This window comes from Psychrobacter sp. 28M-43, assembly GCF_014770435.1.
Taxonomy (GTDB): Bacteria; Pseudomonadota; Gammaproteobacteria; order Pseudomonadales; family Moraxellaceae; genus Psychrobacter.
The window spans coordinates 87,197-104,702 of the sequence record NZ_CP061739.1 but is presented as its reverse complement, the minus strand read 5'-3'; the positions used below and the strand labels follow the sequence as shown (position 1 = coordinate 104,702).

Genomic DNA, 17,506 nt, shown 5'->3' with positions numbered 1-17,506 from the left:
TAAATGGGATGTGTAAGCATATTTATCGAGATGTATTCGTCAAATTTGCTGTGTTAAAACCCCTCAAACAACTACCGGAGAATAGTTATTCGAGAGGATAACTTGTCAGTTGCTAAATAGTATTTAGCAGAAACAAATTACTGAGCTGGCTTGTAGACAGGCTGTCCATCACTACCTTTTACTTCGTTCCACTTCTCTTTGAACAAGGCCACTGCCGTGTCAGAGAATGGTACGTAGTCTAGTTCCATGGCGCTGTCATCACCTTGGGTATAAGCCCAGTCAAAGAAGTTCAACACGCCAGCGACTTGCTGAGGATTTTCTGGTTGCTTATGTACCAAGATAAAGGTCGCAGCAGCGATAGGCCATGCTTGGTCAGTTTCAGAGTTCGTGATGACTTTATAAAAGCCTTCTTGTTGTGACCAATCGATATCACCTGCTGCTGCAAACGTCTCAGCAGATGGCTGTACGATGTTACCAGCTGCGTTTTTCAGCGCAGTATGTGACATCTTATTTTGCTTAGCGTAAGCATACTCAACATAACCGATAGAGTTTTTCATGCGGTTTACGTAGCTTGAAACGCCTTCGTTACCTTTACCGCCTGCACCAGTAGCAGAAGTCGGCCATTTGACGGTTTTATCAACGCCAACAGTGTCTTTCCAGTCTGGTGAAACCTTGGCAAGATAATCAGTGAAGTTAAACGTCGTACCTGAACCATCTGAGCGGAATACCGTTGTGATTGCGGCATCTGGCAAGGTCAAATCTGGGTTCATCGCCTTAATTGCAGGGTCATTCCAGTTGCTAATCTTACCCAAATAGATATCAGCCAACGTTGTGCCGTCTAGCTTCAATGCACCAGGCTCAACACCGTCGATGTTGACGATTGGTACAACACCACCGATGACTGTTGGGAACTGAATCAAACCTGCTTCGTCTAACTCTTCAGGCGTCATTGGGGCATCAGAAGCACCAAAGTCTACTGTTTTTGACTGGATTTGTTTGATACCACCAGATGAACCAATCGACTGATAGTTGACTTGGCCACCGGTCGCAGCATTGTAGTCATATGACCATTTCGCATAGATAGGCTGCGGGAACGACGCACCTGCACCTGTAATATTCATAGCGATATTTTCAGCAGATTTAAAATCTGACGTAGCAGAAGATGCTGTTTGAGAGGTTGTTTCAGCTGTTGTCACAGCGCTACTGCTAGTATCAGCAGTTGGCTCCGCCGTATCTGTTGACTTATTACACGCCGTAAGCATTAATGTACAACTGACGGCCACTGCTAATAACGAATAACGCATGTAGGACTCCTGAAGTTTAACAACGGTATAAAAAAGCATTGCTTGTGATATGCGTGTTATCTTGCCAAATCTTTATGACAGTTTAATGACAACTTCTAGAATCCTTCATTCGCTTTACATAATATTTGAATAATTTGTCTACAACCTAGTAGTACTAAGCATCCTCATCTATCAACACTCAGAAAAATTATTCATGAAAATATGGAACTGTGTGCGTGACACAGAATATTTGTATCCAAATACTATTAGCCGTTGGTACATAATTTTGTTAGTATGAAGGCTGATTTACAACACTGACAGACTCGGGGTGCGGTGTATTTTTGGCTCACTTTATTAAACTTGCTTTACTAAAGTAGTCGCCTTGATACATTCGCTGAGAGATCACCCGCCGAACCTGATGCGGTTAGTACCGACGCAGGGAAGTCTTAAGCACTTTGTTATTTATGACAAAGGGCGCGTAGAAATACATTTTTATCGTCACTACTGTCTTGATATGCGTGATGCATAACCAGATAAGAAGAGAGGATATCAAGCTGCGTCCAATATTTGATGAGCACCATCCGCGACGATATTTTTTGGTCGAAGTTGTGGGTTCATGATATAAATTTGTCTAAATGATGGATGCTTACCCCCGCAGATACTGGCGGTGTTGATTTTATTCAAAAACCAACACGCTAGGACAGCATATGACTACTGCAGACACTACCTCAATTGCACCGAAAGCCCAAACGCATAACCCAGCCGACAACACAACGCTTGCCTCAAATGCTGCTGACACGACCAACGTCAAGGCAGATAAAAAAGCAGATGCGTTAAAAACCCCTGCTCACCGTGCCGCAAGTGATGCCCGTTTCGAAGAAGATGCGCGCGACCTACACCGTATTTTACCTGCCTCAAGAAAAGTCTATATCGAAGGCTCAAGACCTGACATCCAAGTACCGATGCGTGAAATCAGCTTGGCGGATACGCCTGTTGGCGGTACTGGAGATAAAGACGGTGAGCATAATCCACCGTTTTATGTGTATGACACCTCAGGTGTATATACCGACCCTAATGTCGATATCGACCTCACACGTGGATTGCCAAAGTTGCGTGAGAACTGGATCGCAGAACGCAATGATACAGAGCAGTTAAGCGGCCTATCTAGCTCATACGGACAAGCACGTGCTCGCGATATCAGCACTGCTAACCTTAGATTTGCTCATATTGATAAACCGCGTCGCGCCAAAGCAGGACAGAACGTCACGCAAATGTACTACGCACGTCGTGGCATCATCACTCCTGAGATGGAATATATCGCCATACGCGAAACGCAAAAGCAGCATGAACTGACCGATATGCGTCAACACGATGGCGAGAGCTTCGGTGCCAATACGCCTCAAATCATTACCCCTGAATTTGTTCGTGATGAAGTGGCGGCTGGACGCGCTATTATCCCAAACAACATCAACCACCCTGAATCTGAGCCGATGATCATCGGGCGCAATTTCTTGGTGAAAATCAATGCCAATATCGGTAACTCAGCGCTAGGCTCGTCTATCGATGAAGAAGTATCCAAAATGACGTGGGCCACGCGTTGGGGTGCGGATACCATTATGGATTTATCAACGGGCAATCACATTCATGAAACTCGTGAATGGCTAATCCGTAACTCTCCTGTGCCGATTGGTACGGTACCGATTTATCAAGCATTAGAAAAAGTCGATGGCGTCGCAGAAGACCTAACATGGGAGATATTCCGTGATACGTTGATCGAGCAAGCAGAGCAAGGCGTGGATTACTTTACTATTCACGCTGGCGTACTATTACGCTATGTGCCACTTACCGCAAAACGTTTGACAGGTATCGTCTCACGCGGCGGCTCTATCATGGCGCAGTGGTGTCTAGCCCATCACAAAGAAAGCTTTTTATATACGCATTTCGAAGACATCTGCGAGATTATGAAACAGTACGATGTGGCATTTAGTCTAGGTGATGGCCTACGTCCTGGTTGCTTGCAAGATGCCAATGATGAAGCGCAGTTTGGCGAGCTACGTACGCTTGGTGAATTGACCAAAGTCGCATGGGAGCACGATGTACAGGTAATGATCGAAGGCCCTGGACACGTCGCGATGAATCGCATCAAAGAAAACATGGACTTGCAGCTTGAGCTTTGTGCGGACGCGCCTTTCTATACTTTAGGGCCATTAACGACAGACATCGCCCCAGGTTATGACCACATCACTAGCGCCATCGGAGCTGCCATGATTGGTTGGTTTGGTACAGCGATGCTGTGCTATGTCACGCCAAAAGAACACTTGGGTCTGCCAAACAAAAAAGACGTCAAAGACGGCATTATCACTTATAAAATCGCTGCACACGCTGCTGACCTTGCTAAAGGTCATCCGGGAGCACAGGCACGTGATAACGCACTATCTAAAGCCCGTTTTGAATTCCGCTGGGATGATCAGTTCAATCTAGCGCTCGATCCTGATACTGCACGTGAATATCATGATGAGACGTTGCCAAAAGACGCACACAAATCGGCACACTTTTGCTCCATGTGCGGCCCTAAGTTTTGTTCAATGAAAATCACTCAAAACGTACGTGAATATGCAGCGGGACTAGATAAAGATGCCGCTAACCAAAAAGTAACGCCGCAAACAGGCGACTTAACCGATGCTGGTCATCTAATCAAAGAGGTAGATACAGAGCTCGTCGGACAAGTTGGGGAAGCCACTGCTGAGGAAATTCGCCAAGGCATGGCGGAGATGACTAAGAAATATAACAACGAAGGGCGCCAGTTATATAAGGAGGTGTAGGGTTAATAACCTATACTTTTGAAATAAGAAAAGCCCTACTATTTAAGTATCTGCGTACTTATCTAGTAGGGCTTTTTTTGGCTTATTTACTCATGACTTATGTGCGAATTTCTATTTACTACGTTTACACTTTTGACGCCTGATAAATCTCTTCAATTGAAGCATTAATGGTCTCGGCAAATTCACTATCGCTTTGTTGCTTACTCAAACCTTCGGTAAAGGCACGCGAGAAGCTCGCAATCATACCTGGGTTTTGTTTAAGCTTGGCACAAGCATCGCTACGACTATAACCACCAGACAGCGCCACTACTTTTAGCACTTTAGGATGGTCAATCAGCTCCTGATAAAACCCTGCCTCTTCTGGTAGGGTCAGCTTAAGCATCACTTGATGTTCGTCATTCAAGCGTTCCAGATTACGCAAGATATCTGCCTTTAGCAGTAACTCGCACTCATGCTTTTGAGTGCTATCAATATTGACCTCTGGCTCGACGATAGGCATCAGGCCTTTTGAAATAATCTGCTTCGCCACATCAAACTGCTGCTGTACCACAATCTCGATACCATCGACGTTTGGCTCATAAATGACTGAGCGCATTTTAGTACCGAATACAGGATAGTTTTTTGCTTTATCTAATAATAGATCTAGATTCGGAATCGGCTTCATGACTTGTACACCGCTCATTTGCTCAGCCAGACCTTTATCTACCTTTAAAAATGGTACGATATTTTTATCTTCCCACAGATAATTGGCCGTCGATTTGCCATTGACTTCGCGCTCCATGGTGTCTTCAAATAAAATTGCACCAAGTACACGCTCACTATCAAAACAATCACAAGTCATGATACGAGCACGCATTTCATGAACCAAATCAAACATGGCCTCATCATTATCATAAGCATCGCTGCTGACACCATAAGTCTCTAACGCTTTCGGTGTGCTGCCGCCACTTTGATCAAGAGCAGCAATAAAACCTGAACTATTTTTTATACGCTGTAATTGCTTATCGTATTCCATTGAGCCTGCATCCTATTTTTATTGGTTAAATTAAATATCATAAACTAAGCTTTTTTATTCCATACAAGCCGTGTTATTTGTAGATAACCTTATCATAGGATGATTTATATGCCTATATAGGATACGTGACAATATAGCCTAAAAATCATGAAACCAATACTTTTGGACAGTGTGCATTACGCCAAAAACAGTACCCCTACACAGCAGACTGCCAATACTAATCCTATTATGTTGATACGGTTCAGCTGCTCTTTAAATACACCTACGCCAATCAATGTCGCTACGGCAATAACACCGACATTCATACCAGTAAAGACGATGCTAGGAGAATCATGCAGCACTTGGTGTGCCCGTACATAGGCATAAATATTGCCCATGTTTAATATACCGAGCAGCAAGCCTGTCATAAGTGCTTGTTTTTGCCAACGTACTCGCGTGACAAGTAAATAGACTAAAAGCAATACACCTGCTACGCCAAAACTTACCAGTAGAGTCAATGGAAAGGCCGCACCTTGTTTGGCAACTTGTTTGAACAAAATATCAATAATGCCGTAGCCTGCCCATACCCCGAATAACCACAGTGGCGTATGCTTTGCTTGCCGATTAATATCGTTATGCTGTGGTCGATAGACAAGCGCACCTAACGCCAGAAAACCCAACGCCAGTCCAAGTATACGTGTACCAGTCAGCACCTCACCGAATAGCAAAAAAGCCGCTACGATAGGAATAATGAGTGATAAGCGCTGAGACGCGTCGGTTGCTACCATTCCCACCGCCTCAATGGCTCGTCCGAGAATGATAAATACAGCAGGTAATAATACTCCAAGCGCGATGATGATTCCCCAAGCACTATCAAGCGCATGAATGGCACCTACATCAGGTTTTAGTAATACCCAAGTCAGTAAAAAAGCCACAGGATAGCCTGCCACGATGGTCTGACGAATATCTATATTTTTCTGGCGCAATATCTTCAAAAGTACGGAGACGGCGACGCTACATAGCACCGCTATTATTAAATACATCATTCACTGCTACCTTTTGAACTTCAATGTTGAGTTATTACTGTTCGTATATTTATAAAAACCAATAAATAGAATGCCCGCTAATCAGCTGATTTTTGCAATAAAATCATGCTTATAAAAGCAATATTTAAACTATAAATAAGTTTGGATGTAGAATGTAACAAAATATGTTTTCTACAGCAATCTATTTATTATAGTTGTGACTAAGGCACTAAAGACACAGCTATTCTTAAGCAAATTACAATTAGCATGCAGGTATGATTAGTAATTTTGCTAAAATAACACCTAATCCCAATCACAAAAGTAAAGATTCTAGATAACGAGTCCTCTCGTTCATCTTGACGTACTGCTATTGACGTTTTATTACTGCCTATGAATGCTTTATTTCGCTTTTTCGAAAACCGCCTACCCGCCTTTCCAGATACACCTATGCCATTGCCATCACCTCGCGATGGTATGCTGAAGTTTTTGTGGGCATGTACCAATGGCTTACGCGGCTGGCTACTAATCTTTATGATTTTGTCCGCTGGTATCGGTATCTACGAGGCCATGCTGTTTGCTTGGATAGGTAATATCGTCGATTGGTTGGGCGTTTATACGCCGCAAAACTTATGGGTAGAAAAAGGCGATATGCTACTCATCATGCTCGCCGTCATGATAGTAAGCCCATTGTGGATTGCCTTGTCATCGTTTATCCACTTTCAGACCTTGCAAGGCGTGTTTCCTATGCAGATGCGCTGGCGGTTTCATCAGCGCATGCTTGGGCAATCCATGCAGTTTTATCAGGACGAGTTTTCGGGTCGCGTCTCAGCTAAGGTAATGCAGACAGCGCTAGCAGTACGCGATACTGTGATGACCGTCACCGATATGTTTATGTATGTCTCTGTCTACTTTATCACCTCAGGGGTGATTTTGTTTAATTTAGACAGCTTACTACTTATTCCTTTTGTCATTTGGCTGGTTTTGGTTGCCATCACCATTTGGTACTTTATCCCCAAACTCAAAGAGACAGCCATTGTCCAAGCAGATGCGCGTGCCTTGATGACAGGGCGAATCACTGATGCTTATGCCAATATCATGACCGTTAAGCTATTTAGCCATTCGCGTCGTGAGCTAGGCTATGCCAAAAATGCCATGGGACAGTTTCTAGGTACGGTACATGCGCAGATGCGCTGGGTCAGCTATTTAGAAGTATCGACCCATCTTATCAGCGTGATCTTGGTCAGTAGTACGGCAGGTATTGGATTGTACTTGTGGCAACAAGGCGCAGTTGGTGTTGGTGCCATTGCTGCTGCGACTGCGATGGCGTTGCGTCTAAATGGTTTGACGCGTTGGATTATGTGGCAGACAGCCAGTTTGTTTGAGAGTATCGGTACAGTTCAAGACGGTATGCGTACGTTGTCAGCACCGCAGACAATCATCGATAAACCTGACGCGCCAGCGCTGGCCGTCACGGACGGTCGCATCGTGTTCGACCATGTTGACTTCAGTTATGAAAATGACGAAGAAGACAATGGCCAAACTGGTAAGCCTATTGATAGTACCAACATTGATAAACGCGCTCCTAACTCATATATCAAACTGTTGGACAACTTCCACTTAGATATTAAGCCGGGTGAAAAGATTGGTTTGGTTGGGCGTTCAGGTGCTGGTAAATCGACCTTGGTCAATTTGCTACTGCGCTTTTTTGATGTCGATAGCGGTAAGATTTTGATTGATGGACAAGCTATCGATGAGGTCACTCAAGAATCGTTGCGTCAACAGATTGGTATGGTGACTCAAGATACCTCGTTGCTACATCGTACTGTACGTGAGAACATCGCTTATGGTCGTCCTGATGCTACTGATGAAGAGATTATGATCGCTGCCAAACAAGCTCAGGCATGGGATTTCATCAAAGATTTGTACGATGATAAAGGCAATACAGGACTTGATACCCAAGTGGGTGAACGCGGAGTCAAACTATCTGGCGGTCAACGTCAGCGTATCGCTATCTCACGTGTTATGCTAAAAAATGCGCCGATTTTACTTTTGGATGAAGCGACCAGTGCGCTAGATTCTGAGATTGAATATGCCATTACCGAAAGCTTAAATGACATCATGACCGGCAAGACCGTTATTGCTATTGCCCACCGCCTGTCTACTATTGCCGCATTGGATAGACTGGTCGTTATGCATCAAGGCCGCATCATCGAGCAAGGTAGTCATGATGAACTATTAGCATTGAATGGTGTCTACGCTCGACTTTGGCAACGTCAAAGCGGTGGCTTCTTAGGTGAAGACAACTAAGATACATTAAGTAAGCTCAATCATAAGAAGACAAACTACAAAAAAATCACTCAAAATAAGTCACAAGGAAGTGTTTATTTTATGGAAGCATTCACAAACCGCATTAATCTTGGCGGAAAACAGGCACGCTATTATGACCTTAGCCAGTTTAATCAGCCGCTAGATTCAAGCTTTACTCCCCGCGCCCCAGCACATTTTTATAGTGGTAATAGTTTTACCGTCGGTACCTACACACCACTATTGAGCAAGCTAGCCACTAGGTTTGATATCAGCTCACTTGCTCTGCGTGGCTACTGGTATGATAAGCCGCAAAGCCGTCGTCTGACGCGCGAGCAAGATGCCGACATGCTGATTGAGTTTTTAGAAAAAACCCAAAATAAGCCTGTCATAGGTATTGGTCACTCGCAAGGGGCGACGGCCACAGCAATGGCAGCTGCCAAACGTCCAGAGCTATTTTCGCAGTTATACTTGATCGAGCCTGTCACATTTACCAAAAACCAAGCTACCTTATATAACCTTTTGCCACGCTCTGTCCTACTGAGCCGCGAGCCTTTCAAAAGCACGTTAACCAAGCAATCTACTTGGCCAAGTACCCATAATTATTATGAGAGCCTACGTGCGCAGCGTGCTTATAAACGTATCAGCGATGAACACTTGCAAGTATTTGCTGAGCAAAGTCTGAGCAAAAATACAGATGGTAGCTATACGCTTATGTTTGCACCAGAACAAGAGCTGGCCAATTATTTTGGCGCACCTCATATCGATGCCGCACTCAAAAAACTACACTGTCCCTACACGTTGATTACAGGCAAGCCTACTCTGTTCATCAATGACAAAGTACGAAAGCAATGGAAAAAATTTGTCCCAGATAGCAGTCTTATTTCGCTGTCAGATTACGGTCATCTATTGCCAATGGAAGCGCCTGAACTATGTGCTCAAATCATCAACGAACACTACCAAAGCAGTAAATAAGGATTTACAACGACTGAATTATGACTGACCTCTTTGCCCCTGCACCCACGGATAACTTACTACCCTATGATGGTAAGGTAAATGATTTAGGCGTAATTATCGACGATGCCACTGCCCTTTATAACACTCTACTAAATGAGCTACCTTGGCAGCCAGACATCGTGACGTTATTTGGTAAAACCCATATAACCACTCGGCAAATTGTCTGGATGGGAGACAAAAATGCCAATTACCAATACTCGGGACATGTGCGACAAACCGTTCCATGGTCAGATAAAGTGTTTCACGTGAAACAGAGAATTGAGCAAGCTTTAGCAAAAATCGGTGTCACCACTAATTTCAACACCTGCCTGCTTAATTACTATCCTTCTGGCGCTGATGGTATGGGCTACCATGCTGATGACGAAAAAGAGCTCGGTCAGCAACCAGTCATCGCCTCCTTATCGCTTGGTGCCACACGCAAATTTGTTTTTAAGCATAAAAAAACTCAAGACAAAGTTGAACTTTATCTTGAGTCTGGTCAGCTCGTTGTGATGCATGGTGACACACAAACCTTTTGGAAACATACGATCACCAAGACAAAGACGGTCGATGCTGGGCGAATCAGTTTAACGTTTCGGCATATGCTTACATCTTGATACTATCGCTGACTTAACGAGCCATCTAAATCTTACGCGAGACGATCTAAAAAGCGCTCACGATAACACTGGTAAGCAGCTTCACACACATTGGCAGTGTAGCTAGCATTAACACCACCTGCGACTACTGCACCCACTGCTGGAATAATTTGCGCGGCTTTTGTCTTAACGATGTTAGTGGCTACTTTAGTCGCTGTCTGGCGCAGTACACGAGACATGACTTCTTCATTAATCTGATTAAATGCTTGAGTTTCTGGATCTTTGATCATTGCATGAGTGTCATCTAACGCCGCTTTACGTTCCTCAACAGAGGCAGAAGTTGCTACAGCCAATAAAGACATAGCAAATAGCTGCTCGCCTTTATCATTGATATCAAAGCCATAGTACGTTGCATATTCTCCAATCGCACGTAGATTAGCTGTAATAAGTCCAACGACATCAGCAGGGATACCTGCCCAGCCTACGACCCCTGTAGTCACCCCTTGCGCACTGGTTAGCGCTACATATTTGCTTTTGAAAAGCTTAACTTGTTTATCTACAACAGCAATGGGTAGACGTTTAATGTCAGACAGCGTTTTAATAGAGGAGTCATTAATATCTGCTGTCTCTTGATAGGTATCGATAATGCCTTGAGTGTCCAATGTCCAGTTGGCTGCATCACTCAAAGCAGTAATCGTTTCCTCAGTTGCTTTTTTTAGAGAATTGCCAAATTGTGGAGCTTCCATCAACGCATCACCGGCGGCTACCACAGGGGTATTAAGCACTGCTAGCGTCTTATCCAAAATCCCTTTATCAGGGTTCTTCCATGCTTCTATCTCTGCACGTACTTTTGCTTCATAAGCAATGTGGTCATCTGTTTTTTCAGTGCTGGTCTTATTGTTGATAGTCATATTATTTCCTTTATTAGTATCGTTCGCTTTTTATCCTATGATAAATAAGCGAAGACTACAGGGATGTTCTGTTGTCCAAAATAAAACTTTTGTATGATTTGTTAAGTCATCAGTTAAGTTTACTGGGTTTCAACAGACATCTACTTACTAATAAATCCTATCAAACACTACCTAATACTTGGGCAGTCTTGACATTCACTCAGCAGCGGCCAAGACAATCTTGCCAAAAGCATCGCCTTTTTGTAGCTCGTGGTGCGCTGCAACAACTTCTGAGAGTGGATAGGTTTTTTGAATTTTTAAAGTTAAATTACCATCGGCCACTTCCTGTAAAACACGCGCCATATCTTGACCACTACGCTGCGCTTTGTAGCCTGCTACTGCTAAGTCTTTTTGCTGACCAGCTTCTTTGAGCTTATCAACCCAAATAGTTGGCAACACATTTACTCGAGCGCCTGATCTGAGCACGCTAAGCGCACGGACACCTGCTTCATCACCAACTAAATCAAGTAGCACGTCGGCTTGTAGATCAGGGAACACTTCATCTTTTGTATAATCTACCCAACCCGCTAGCTTAGACACGTCTATCAACTCATCAAGCTTGGCGTACTTTTCTGGTGAGCAAATTACCGTTACCTTGATGTTATCTTGCGCCACTTTATTCATGAGCAATTGGATTAGTAAATGACCGACACCGCCTGCTGGTGCATTAATCACCACATGCTCGCCTGTTTTTATATCAGCAAAATCCACAAACTGTAGTGCCGTTTGTCCAATACAAGGCAAAGCACCTGCCTGCTCTAAGCTGACACCTTCTGGTACTTTTGCAAGCAACTTGGCATCTACTGCCACATATTGCGCATAGCCACCACCACTAAAGGTCAAGGCCGCTACTCTATCTCCGACAGCAAATTCGTCGCTATTGCTGCTGACTACTTCGCCTGATACATCGAACCCTAAAATAGCTGGCTGATCATTCTCAAACTTGTCTTTACGAATGTTCTCTGCACCCCAGCCTTTACCTTGGCGGGTCTTATAATCGACAGGGTTAATTCCAGCATAGGCAATTTTTACCAGTACTTGATCGTCCTGTAGCTCAGGGACATCAGCACCATCTTGGTATTTCATTACTTCAGGCTCACCAAACTCGCGTATGAGTACGGCGTGCTGTGTCTTAGGTATGTTGTGGTTAGCTTGTTGATTATTATCGGTAGTAGACGCTGTTGCCATCGTAGAATATCCTTATATTTTGTTTATTAGGCTGTACTTGTTATTCATTTTATTGAAACGTTGTACTGTTAATAGCACTTTCAATCGAAAACATGGTTAATCAATAATATGATCAATAAAGACAATTGTTCATATATCGATAGATTGCCAATATAATACATTTAAACGAATTATTATAGTTGGGTATTAGGGCAGCATCAGCTCTGCACTGATAGGCAGGTGGTCTGATAGCGATGACCAAGGTTTCCCAGTATGTACCCAAGCATCCTTCACAAGCAAATTGCGCACGTAGATACGATCCAAGCTGAGTACTGGTAGCTTTGCTGGAAAGGTTGGCAACAGCTTGCCATGACAATGCTTGAACGCTTCTATCATACCGAGATCTGTCGCCAGTTTGTCACAAGACATCTTTTTCCAATCATTAAAATCGCCTGCCAAGATAAGTGGTTGATCCGGCGCAATCTCATTTCGCACATAATCACTAATCGCTTGATACTGCTTGATACGATCACGCTCAAACAAGTTCAAATGTGCACACAATACGACAACTGGCATTTCCCAACCGATAGGCTGTACCTCACAGTGCAAGACACCGCGCTGCTCAAGCTTATTAACCGTAATATTTACATTGTGTTTGGGGTCTAGCGGAAAGCGGCTCAATACTGCATTGCCGTGGTGGCCGTTTTCGTATTCGGAGTTTTTACCATAACTATTTTGCAGATCTAAAAATTCGCCAAACCATTCATGCTGCGACTGATCTGGGTACTCGTTGTATTGCATATTACGTTTGAGGTTTTGGCCTTGCACTTCTTGCAAACACAAGACGTCTGAACCGACAGACTCTAGCGCCTGAGCAATACCTTGCATCTTCACTTGGCGATTTAGCGGTGACATGCCTTTATGGATGTTGTAGCTGGTTAAAACAAAAGAGGTGGTAGTCATAGTTTGATTAGTTGTACGCTCATTATTTATGGAGTAAAGATCAATAGCTCAGCTACGATAGCATCCATAGTGATGGTAATGACAGACATAAAAAGAGCACTGGCTCGTATTGAACCAATGCTCTCATATTACACCTATGTATTATCAATGGCTAATTCATAAATGGCTGATTCATGAATGAACATCGCGTATAGGTGGCATCGTCAGATTAGTAGCGAGTTACTAGCGCTATTGGTTGATCTTCACCCATGATGTCTTGTGGCATAAATACAGCTTCGCCGCCATTGTGAATGACGTGTTCGATGATTTCACCGATTGCATCATCTGTGATACCTTCCGTAGTCGCATCATTGGCAGGGCTTAACGTTTGTGCCTTTTCATCAATCTTAGCGGACTGTATATAACCACGGCGTACATAAAGTGTCTCGCCAGCCCCTTGGAAGGCACTGCGATATACTTCCTGTAAATCAGTCTGCAACATATTCGCACCGCGAGCTTTGTCAATTTCACCTAAGGCAGCTTTGTGCAGCGATGTGCGATACTCTTCTACAGCTTCTTGCACACTATCTACAATATGTTGAGCGCTACCATCTTCTAAATTGGTCGCATTCGATACTGTAGCGATGATGTTGTCTGGACGATCACAGACTTCTTTATAGTAGCCAATATTTTTTGCATCACCAACTATGACAAGAGGCATTTTATGCTCGCCCCATAGTTCTTGGACACTTTTATCAACTTGGTTAAAGAATTCTTTTAAGTGACTGCTTTCGTTGTTTGATGAACGATCTGAGCCACCGTCACCTGTTGTGTATAGTCCGTTGTTTTCGACAGGGAACTGAATGTTCTCCATATTGTTTTGTGCATCGTCATCTTTGTCGAATTCTCTCACAACACGGTCATTAGATGCTTCGATCAAACGAGCATTGTCACGGGTTAAGACCACAGTATAATAATGAACCGCACTTGCCATATCACGAACCAAGTCACGCGTAGCAAACCTATCTGAGATCACAACACGTTCCGTTGTATCAATTGGCATACGGATAACTTGCACATCATCTGTACTAGCAAATATAGCTAAAGTATCGAGGTTATAATTGTGATTGAGCTCACTGATTTTATTTTGAATGTTATCTAGAATGGTAGTCGCTGTGCGTTTATCGTACTCTTTCGTCAGACGATCTTCGGCAACCTTCAATTGGTTTTTTAGAGCGATAGGATCTTGCTCGTTAGCTGGATGTTCACGATGCGTTTTAACAAAGATACTTACTGCAGGGTTAGCTTTAGTTTCACGTAAACTTTTAAGAGTCGCTTTCATATATTGCTCCTTGTTTTATTATCGTTCATTTTTAACTTTATGTATTTCTTCACTCATATACTGTTATAAGCGTAGAAATTTCTATCCGTGTTTTTCTTGCATCCTGTCGATGCATAATATTTAAATTCCATTATCTTGATGCTAACAGCTATACCCCACTCCCTGTAGGGTTAATTTGCAAGCAAATGATAGCGCTTTGTAAGTAGAGCACTCTATATTGTTAAAGAACTGCTTTAACGAGCATAGCTACATATTTGGATAATTATCTTGAGAAGTTGAATCTAAGTATCAGAATTTCGATATTTACTTCCAGATTGCTAGCACTCTCCTAATTACTTGAATCGTATAAAAGTGCTTAGGTTGTATTTTTACTAAACGAACCCATCTTTTATATAATCTATATATAAAATAAGAACACACTGTATATTTCAATAGTAGCCAGACTTTTCTCGTTTTTATTAATAATAATTCATTGATACCGGATACCTATATGACACCTTCTCCTTTAGATTTACGCCTTGTCGATTTTGCCGACACTGCGCCACATACGTTACAGAACCAAGTGATTGACGCTATTGATGCTGCCAATGCTTTTTTAGATACCTTAACCGTGATAGAAAGCGACAGTGCTGAAAAAACAAGTGCTGAAAAAATAAGCGCTGAACAAGCTTTGGCAGATGTGATGAGTTTTGATCATATGAATTTGGCATTAGATCGTAGCTGGGGTATTTTGTCGCATCTCAATAGCGTGATGAGCAACGATGAGATTCGTCATGTTCATCATGAGCTGCTACCAAAGCTATCTGCTTACGGTACGCGAGTTGGACAGCATCAGCCTTTGTTTAATCGCTATCAAGCTATCGTCAATGACACAGATTTCTTTGCTACGTTAGAGCCTGCTCGTGCACGTGCAATCGAACTGGCATTACGTAGCTTTGAGTTATCAGGCGTTGCGTTACCTCAAGCTGAGCAAGAAAAGTTTGCCGCTATCCAAAGTGAGTTATCAACCCTGTCTGCAACTTTCTCGGACAATATCTTGGATGCGACGCAAGCATTTGCCCTGCCTTTAGAAGACTCTCAATTAAAAGGTTTAACAGAGAGCGGTTTGGCATTATTGGCAGATGCAGGCGAACAATACAAAGCGCGTGAGCTTGCTAATGGCACTCTAAGTCAAACAGATATAGATGCGCTTCCTACTCCGTACTATGTGGCCAGTTTAAATATTCCTGTATATCTAGCGATCATGACTCATGCGGACGATCGTAGCCTACGTGAGACGCTGTATCGTGCTTATGTTACGCGTGCCTCTGAGTTTGATAAACATACCAATGTAAAAGGCAACTCATTAAATAACGCTGACAATATGAGTCAAATCCTCTCATTACGTGAGCAAAAAGCCAAGCTACTTGGTTTTGCAAATTATGCTGAAGTATCGCTATCGACTAAGATGGCAGATAGCGTCTTAGAAGTTGAAACATTCTTACGTGACTTAGCAACGCAAGCAAACCCTGCTGCCAAAGCAGATTTGGCACAGCTACAGAAATACGCAAGCGATTATGGCATTGACGAGTTGCAACCATGGGATAGCGCCTACATCGCTGAAAAAGTGAAACAAAGTGAGTTCAGCTTATCGCAAGAGGAAATTCGTCCATATTTCCCATTACCTAAAGTGGTTAATGGCTTGTTCACTATCGTTGAGCGTCTATACGGTATCAAAGTACAAGAGCAAAGCCATAAAAATGCAGAAAGTGATTCAGTATCTCGCTGGCATGACGATGTGAGTTTTTATCAATTATTCGACGCTGATGATCGCTTGCTTGGTGGTTTTTACTTTGACTTATTTGCGCGTAGTGGTAAGCGTGGCGGTGCATGGATGAGTGGTTTTCAATCTCGCTATAGCTATGAAGAACAAAACCATCAGCAACTACCCGTCTGCTTTATGGTTGGTAATTTCACGCCAGCACTTGATGGCAAACCTAGTCTATTGACCCATGATGAAGTATTAACCTTATTCCACGAGTTTGGTCATGGCTTACATCATTTATTAACCCAAGTCACGGTCGGTGATGTCGCTGGTGTCAATGGCGTCGAGTGGGATGCGGTCGAACTTCCTAGTCAGTTTATGGAAAACTGGGCTTGGGACGCTGAAGGTATCGCCCTTATCAGCAGCCACGTTGAGACTGGTGAGCCATTACCTAAAGAAAAGCTCGATGCACTACTAGCAGTGAAAAATTTCCAGAGCGGCATGCAAACGCTGCGTCAGATTGAGTTTGCTCTATTTGACTTACTCATTCATGCTCATACGCCAGCGTTTAATTACGATGGTATTTTAGAGACGCTCAATACTGTCCGTAATGATATCTCCGTTATGCAAACACCTGACTATAACCGCTTTGCTAATGGTTTCAGTCATATCTTCGCGGGCGGTTATGCTGCCGGTTATTACTCATATAAGTGGGCGGAACTGCTATCAGCGGATGCGTTTAGCAAGTTTGAAGAAGACGGTGTTTTTAACCCAGCGACAGGCAAAGCGTTCCGTGAATCTATCTTATCTGTTGGCGGCAGTTTCCCAGCAAAGACCAACTTTGAAAACTTCCGCGGTCGTAGCGCCAGTATCGACGCTTTGCTACGTCATAATGGTTTCACTGATGCTAAAAATATTGAGGCGGCAAATACTCAAACGACTCGCGAGGTCATTTAAATGCGTTATCAATCACCTAGTCCCAAGCGCCGATTTTTAGCAGGGGTACGTTGTCCGAAATGTCAGGAGATGGACGCTGTGGTGCAAGTCAATATCGTCATCCCAGCCCCAGATGAGTATATTGAATGCACTCAGTGCGGACACACAGAGCACCGCCCCGATCCTGATGCCATTAGTGCCAAGAACCACTTAGAAGATCAGATAGCTCGTGATGCGATGGCGACTGGCACTAGTGGTACCGTGAAATTTAAATCTTAGTAATTTAGTTTTCATACTTAAAAACAGATTAAATACCTGATTATTTAATGGACTATTAAGCCTATCTATCAATAGATAGGCTTTTTATTTTGAGTTTGCTATAGTATGGCTACTTATATTCTTGAC

Annotated in this window: 13 protein-coding genes and 1 riboswitch; of the genes, 6 read left to right on the top strand and 7 right to left on the bottom strand. The window is 43.3% G+C overall.

Annotation, left to right across the window (positions count from 1 at the left end):
* Window positions 1–137 precede the first annotated feature (137 nt).
* Window positions 138–1,304, bottom strand: a complete 1,167-nt coding sequence (gene pstS, locus IEE84_RS00460; protein ID WP_101211185.1) for a phosphate ABC transporter substrate-binding protein PstS — start codon at window positions 1,302–1,304, stop codon at window positions 138–140.
* 293 nt (window positions 1,305–1,597) lie between these two features.
* Window positions 1,598–1,742: riboswitch (TPP riboswitch) on the top strand.
* A gap of 248 nt (window positions 1,743–1,990) precedes the next feature.
* Here pstS and thiC point away from each other — a divergent pair.
* Complete coding sequence (thiC, locus tag IEE84_RS00455) at window positions 1,991–4,105, top strand: phosphomethylpyrimidine synthase ThiC (protein ID WP_224737800.1); 2,115 nt, start codon at window positions 1,991–1,993, stop codon at window positions 4,103–4,105.
* Window positions 4,106–4,229: 124 nt separating this feature from the next.
* Here thiC and IEE84_RS00450 read toward each other — a convergent pair whose 3' ends face one another.
* On the bottom strand, window positions 4,230–5,120 hold the full coding sequence (locus IEE84_RS00450) for a fructose bisphosphate aldolase (protein ID WP_191114510.1): 891 nt from the start codon (window positions 5,118–5,120) through the stop codon (window positions 4,230–4,232).
* A 176-nt stretch (window positions 5,121–5,296) separates the two neighbouring features.
* Window positions 5,297–6,145, bottom strand: a complete 849-nt coding sequence (locus tag IEE84_RS00445) for an EamA/RhaT family transporter (RefSeq protein ID WP_191114509.1) — start codon at window positions 6,143–6,145, stop codon at window positions 5,297–5,299.
* A gap of 369 nt (window positions 6,146–6,514) precedes the next feature.
* Here IEE84_RS00445 and IEE84_RS00440 point away from each other — a divergent pair, with 369 nt between their 5' ends.
* From IEE84_RS00440 to IEE84_RS00430, 3 genes are all read left to right on the top strand, one after another.
* Window positions 6,515–8,431, top strand: coding sequence for an ABC transporter ATP-binding protein (locus tag IEE84_RS00440; RefSeq protein WP_191114508.1), 1,917 nt, complete (start codon window positions 6,515–6,517; stop codon window positions 8,429–8,431).
* Between the two features lie 81 nt (window positions 8,432–8,512).
* Window positions 8,513–9,403 carry an alpha/beta fold hydrolase gene (locus IEE84_RS00435; protein WP_191114507.1) on the top strand — a complete coding sequence of 297 codons (891 nt, stop codon included), beginning with the start codon at window positions 8,513–8,515 and terminating at the stop codon, window positions 9,401–9,403.
* 20 nt (window positions 9,404–9,423) lie between these two features.
* Window positions 9,424–10,041, top strand: a complete 618-nt coding sequence (locus IEE84_RS00430) for an alpha-ketoglutarate-dependent dioxygenase AlkB family protein (RefSeq protein WP_134292268.1) — start codon at window positions 9,424–9,426, stop codon at window positions 10,039–10,041.
* Window positions 10,042–10,073: 32 nt separating this feature from the next.
* On the opposite strand, the gene IEE84_RS00425 is transcribed toward IEE84_RS00430, so the two are convergent.
* From IEE84_RS00425 to IEE84_RS00410, 4 genes are all read right to left on the bottom strand, one after another.
* Window positions 10,074–10,931 carry an EcsC family protein gene (locus IEE84_RS00425; RefSeq protein WP_191114506.1) on the bottom strand — a complete coding sequence of 286 codons (858 nt, stop codon included), beginning with the start codon at window positions 10,929–10,931 and terminating at the stop codon, window positions 10,074–10,076.
* 195 nt (window positions 10,932–11,126) lie between these two features.
* On the bottom strand, window positions 11,127–12,158 hold the full coding sequence (locus tag IEE84_RS00420; protein ID WP_191114505.1) for an NADP-dependent oxidoreductase: 1,032 nt from the start codon (window positions 12,156–12,158) through the stop codon (window positions 11,127–11,129).
* 186 nt (window positions 12,159–12,344) lie between these two features.
* Window positions 12,345–13,100: an endonuclease/exonuclease/phosphatase family protein gene (locus IEE84_RS00415; protein WP_191114504.1), complete on the bottom strand. Its 756-nt coding sequence runs from the start codon at window positions 13,098–13,100 to the stop codon at window positions 12,345–12,347.
* A 208-nt stretch (window positions 13,101–13,308) separates the two neighbouring features.
* Window positions 13,309–14,421, bottom strand: coding sequence for an AOC03_06830 family ribosome hibernation factor (locus IEE84_RS00410; protein WP_191114503.1), 1,113 nt, complete (start codon window positions 14,419–14,421; stop codon window positions 13,309–13,311).
* Window positions 14,422–14,911: 490 nt separating this feature from the next.
* On the opposite strand from IEE84_RS00410, the gene IEE84_RS00405 reads away from it, so the two are divergent.
* Together IEE84_RS00405 and IEE84_RS00400 are read left to right on the top strand one after the other, a co-directional pair.
* Entirely contained in the window at window positions 14,912–17,122 is a 2,211-nt protein-coding gene (locus tag IEE84_RS00405; RefSeq protein ID WP_191114502.1) for a M3 family metallopeptidase, read from the top strand.
* Window positions 17,123–17,380: a YheV family putative zinc ribbon protein gene (locus IEE84_RS00400; protein ID WP_191114501.1), complete on the top strand. Its 258-nt coding sequence runs from the start codon at window positions 17,123–17,125 to the stop codon at window positions 17,378–17,380.
* The last annotated feature ends 126 nt before the right edge of the window (window positions 17,381–17,506 follow it).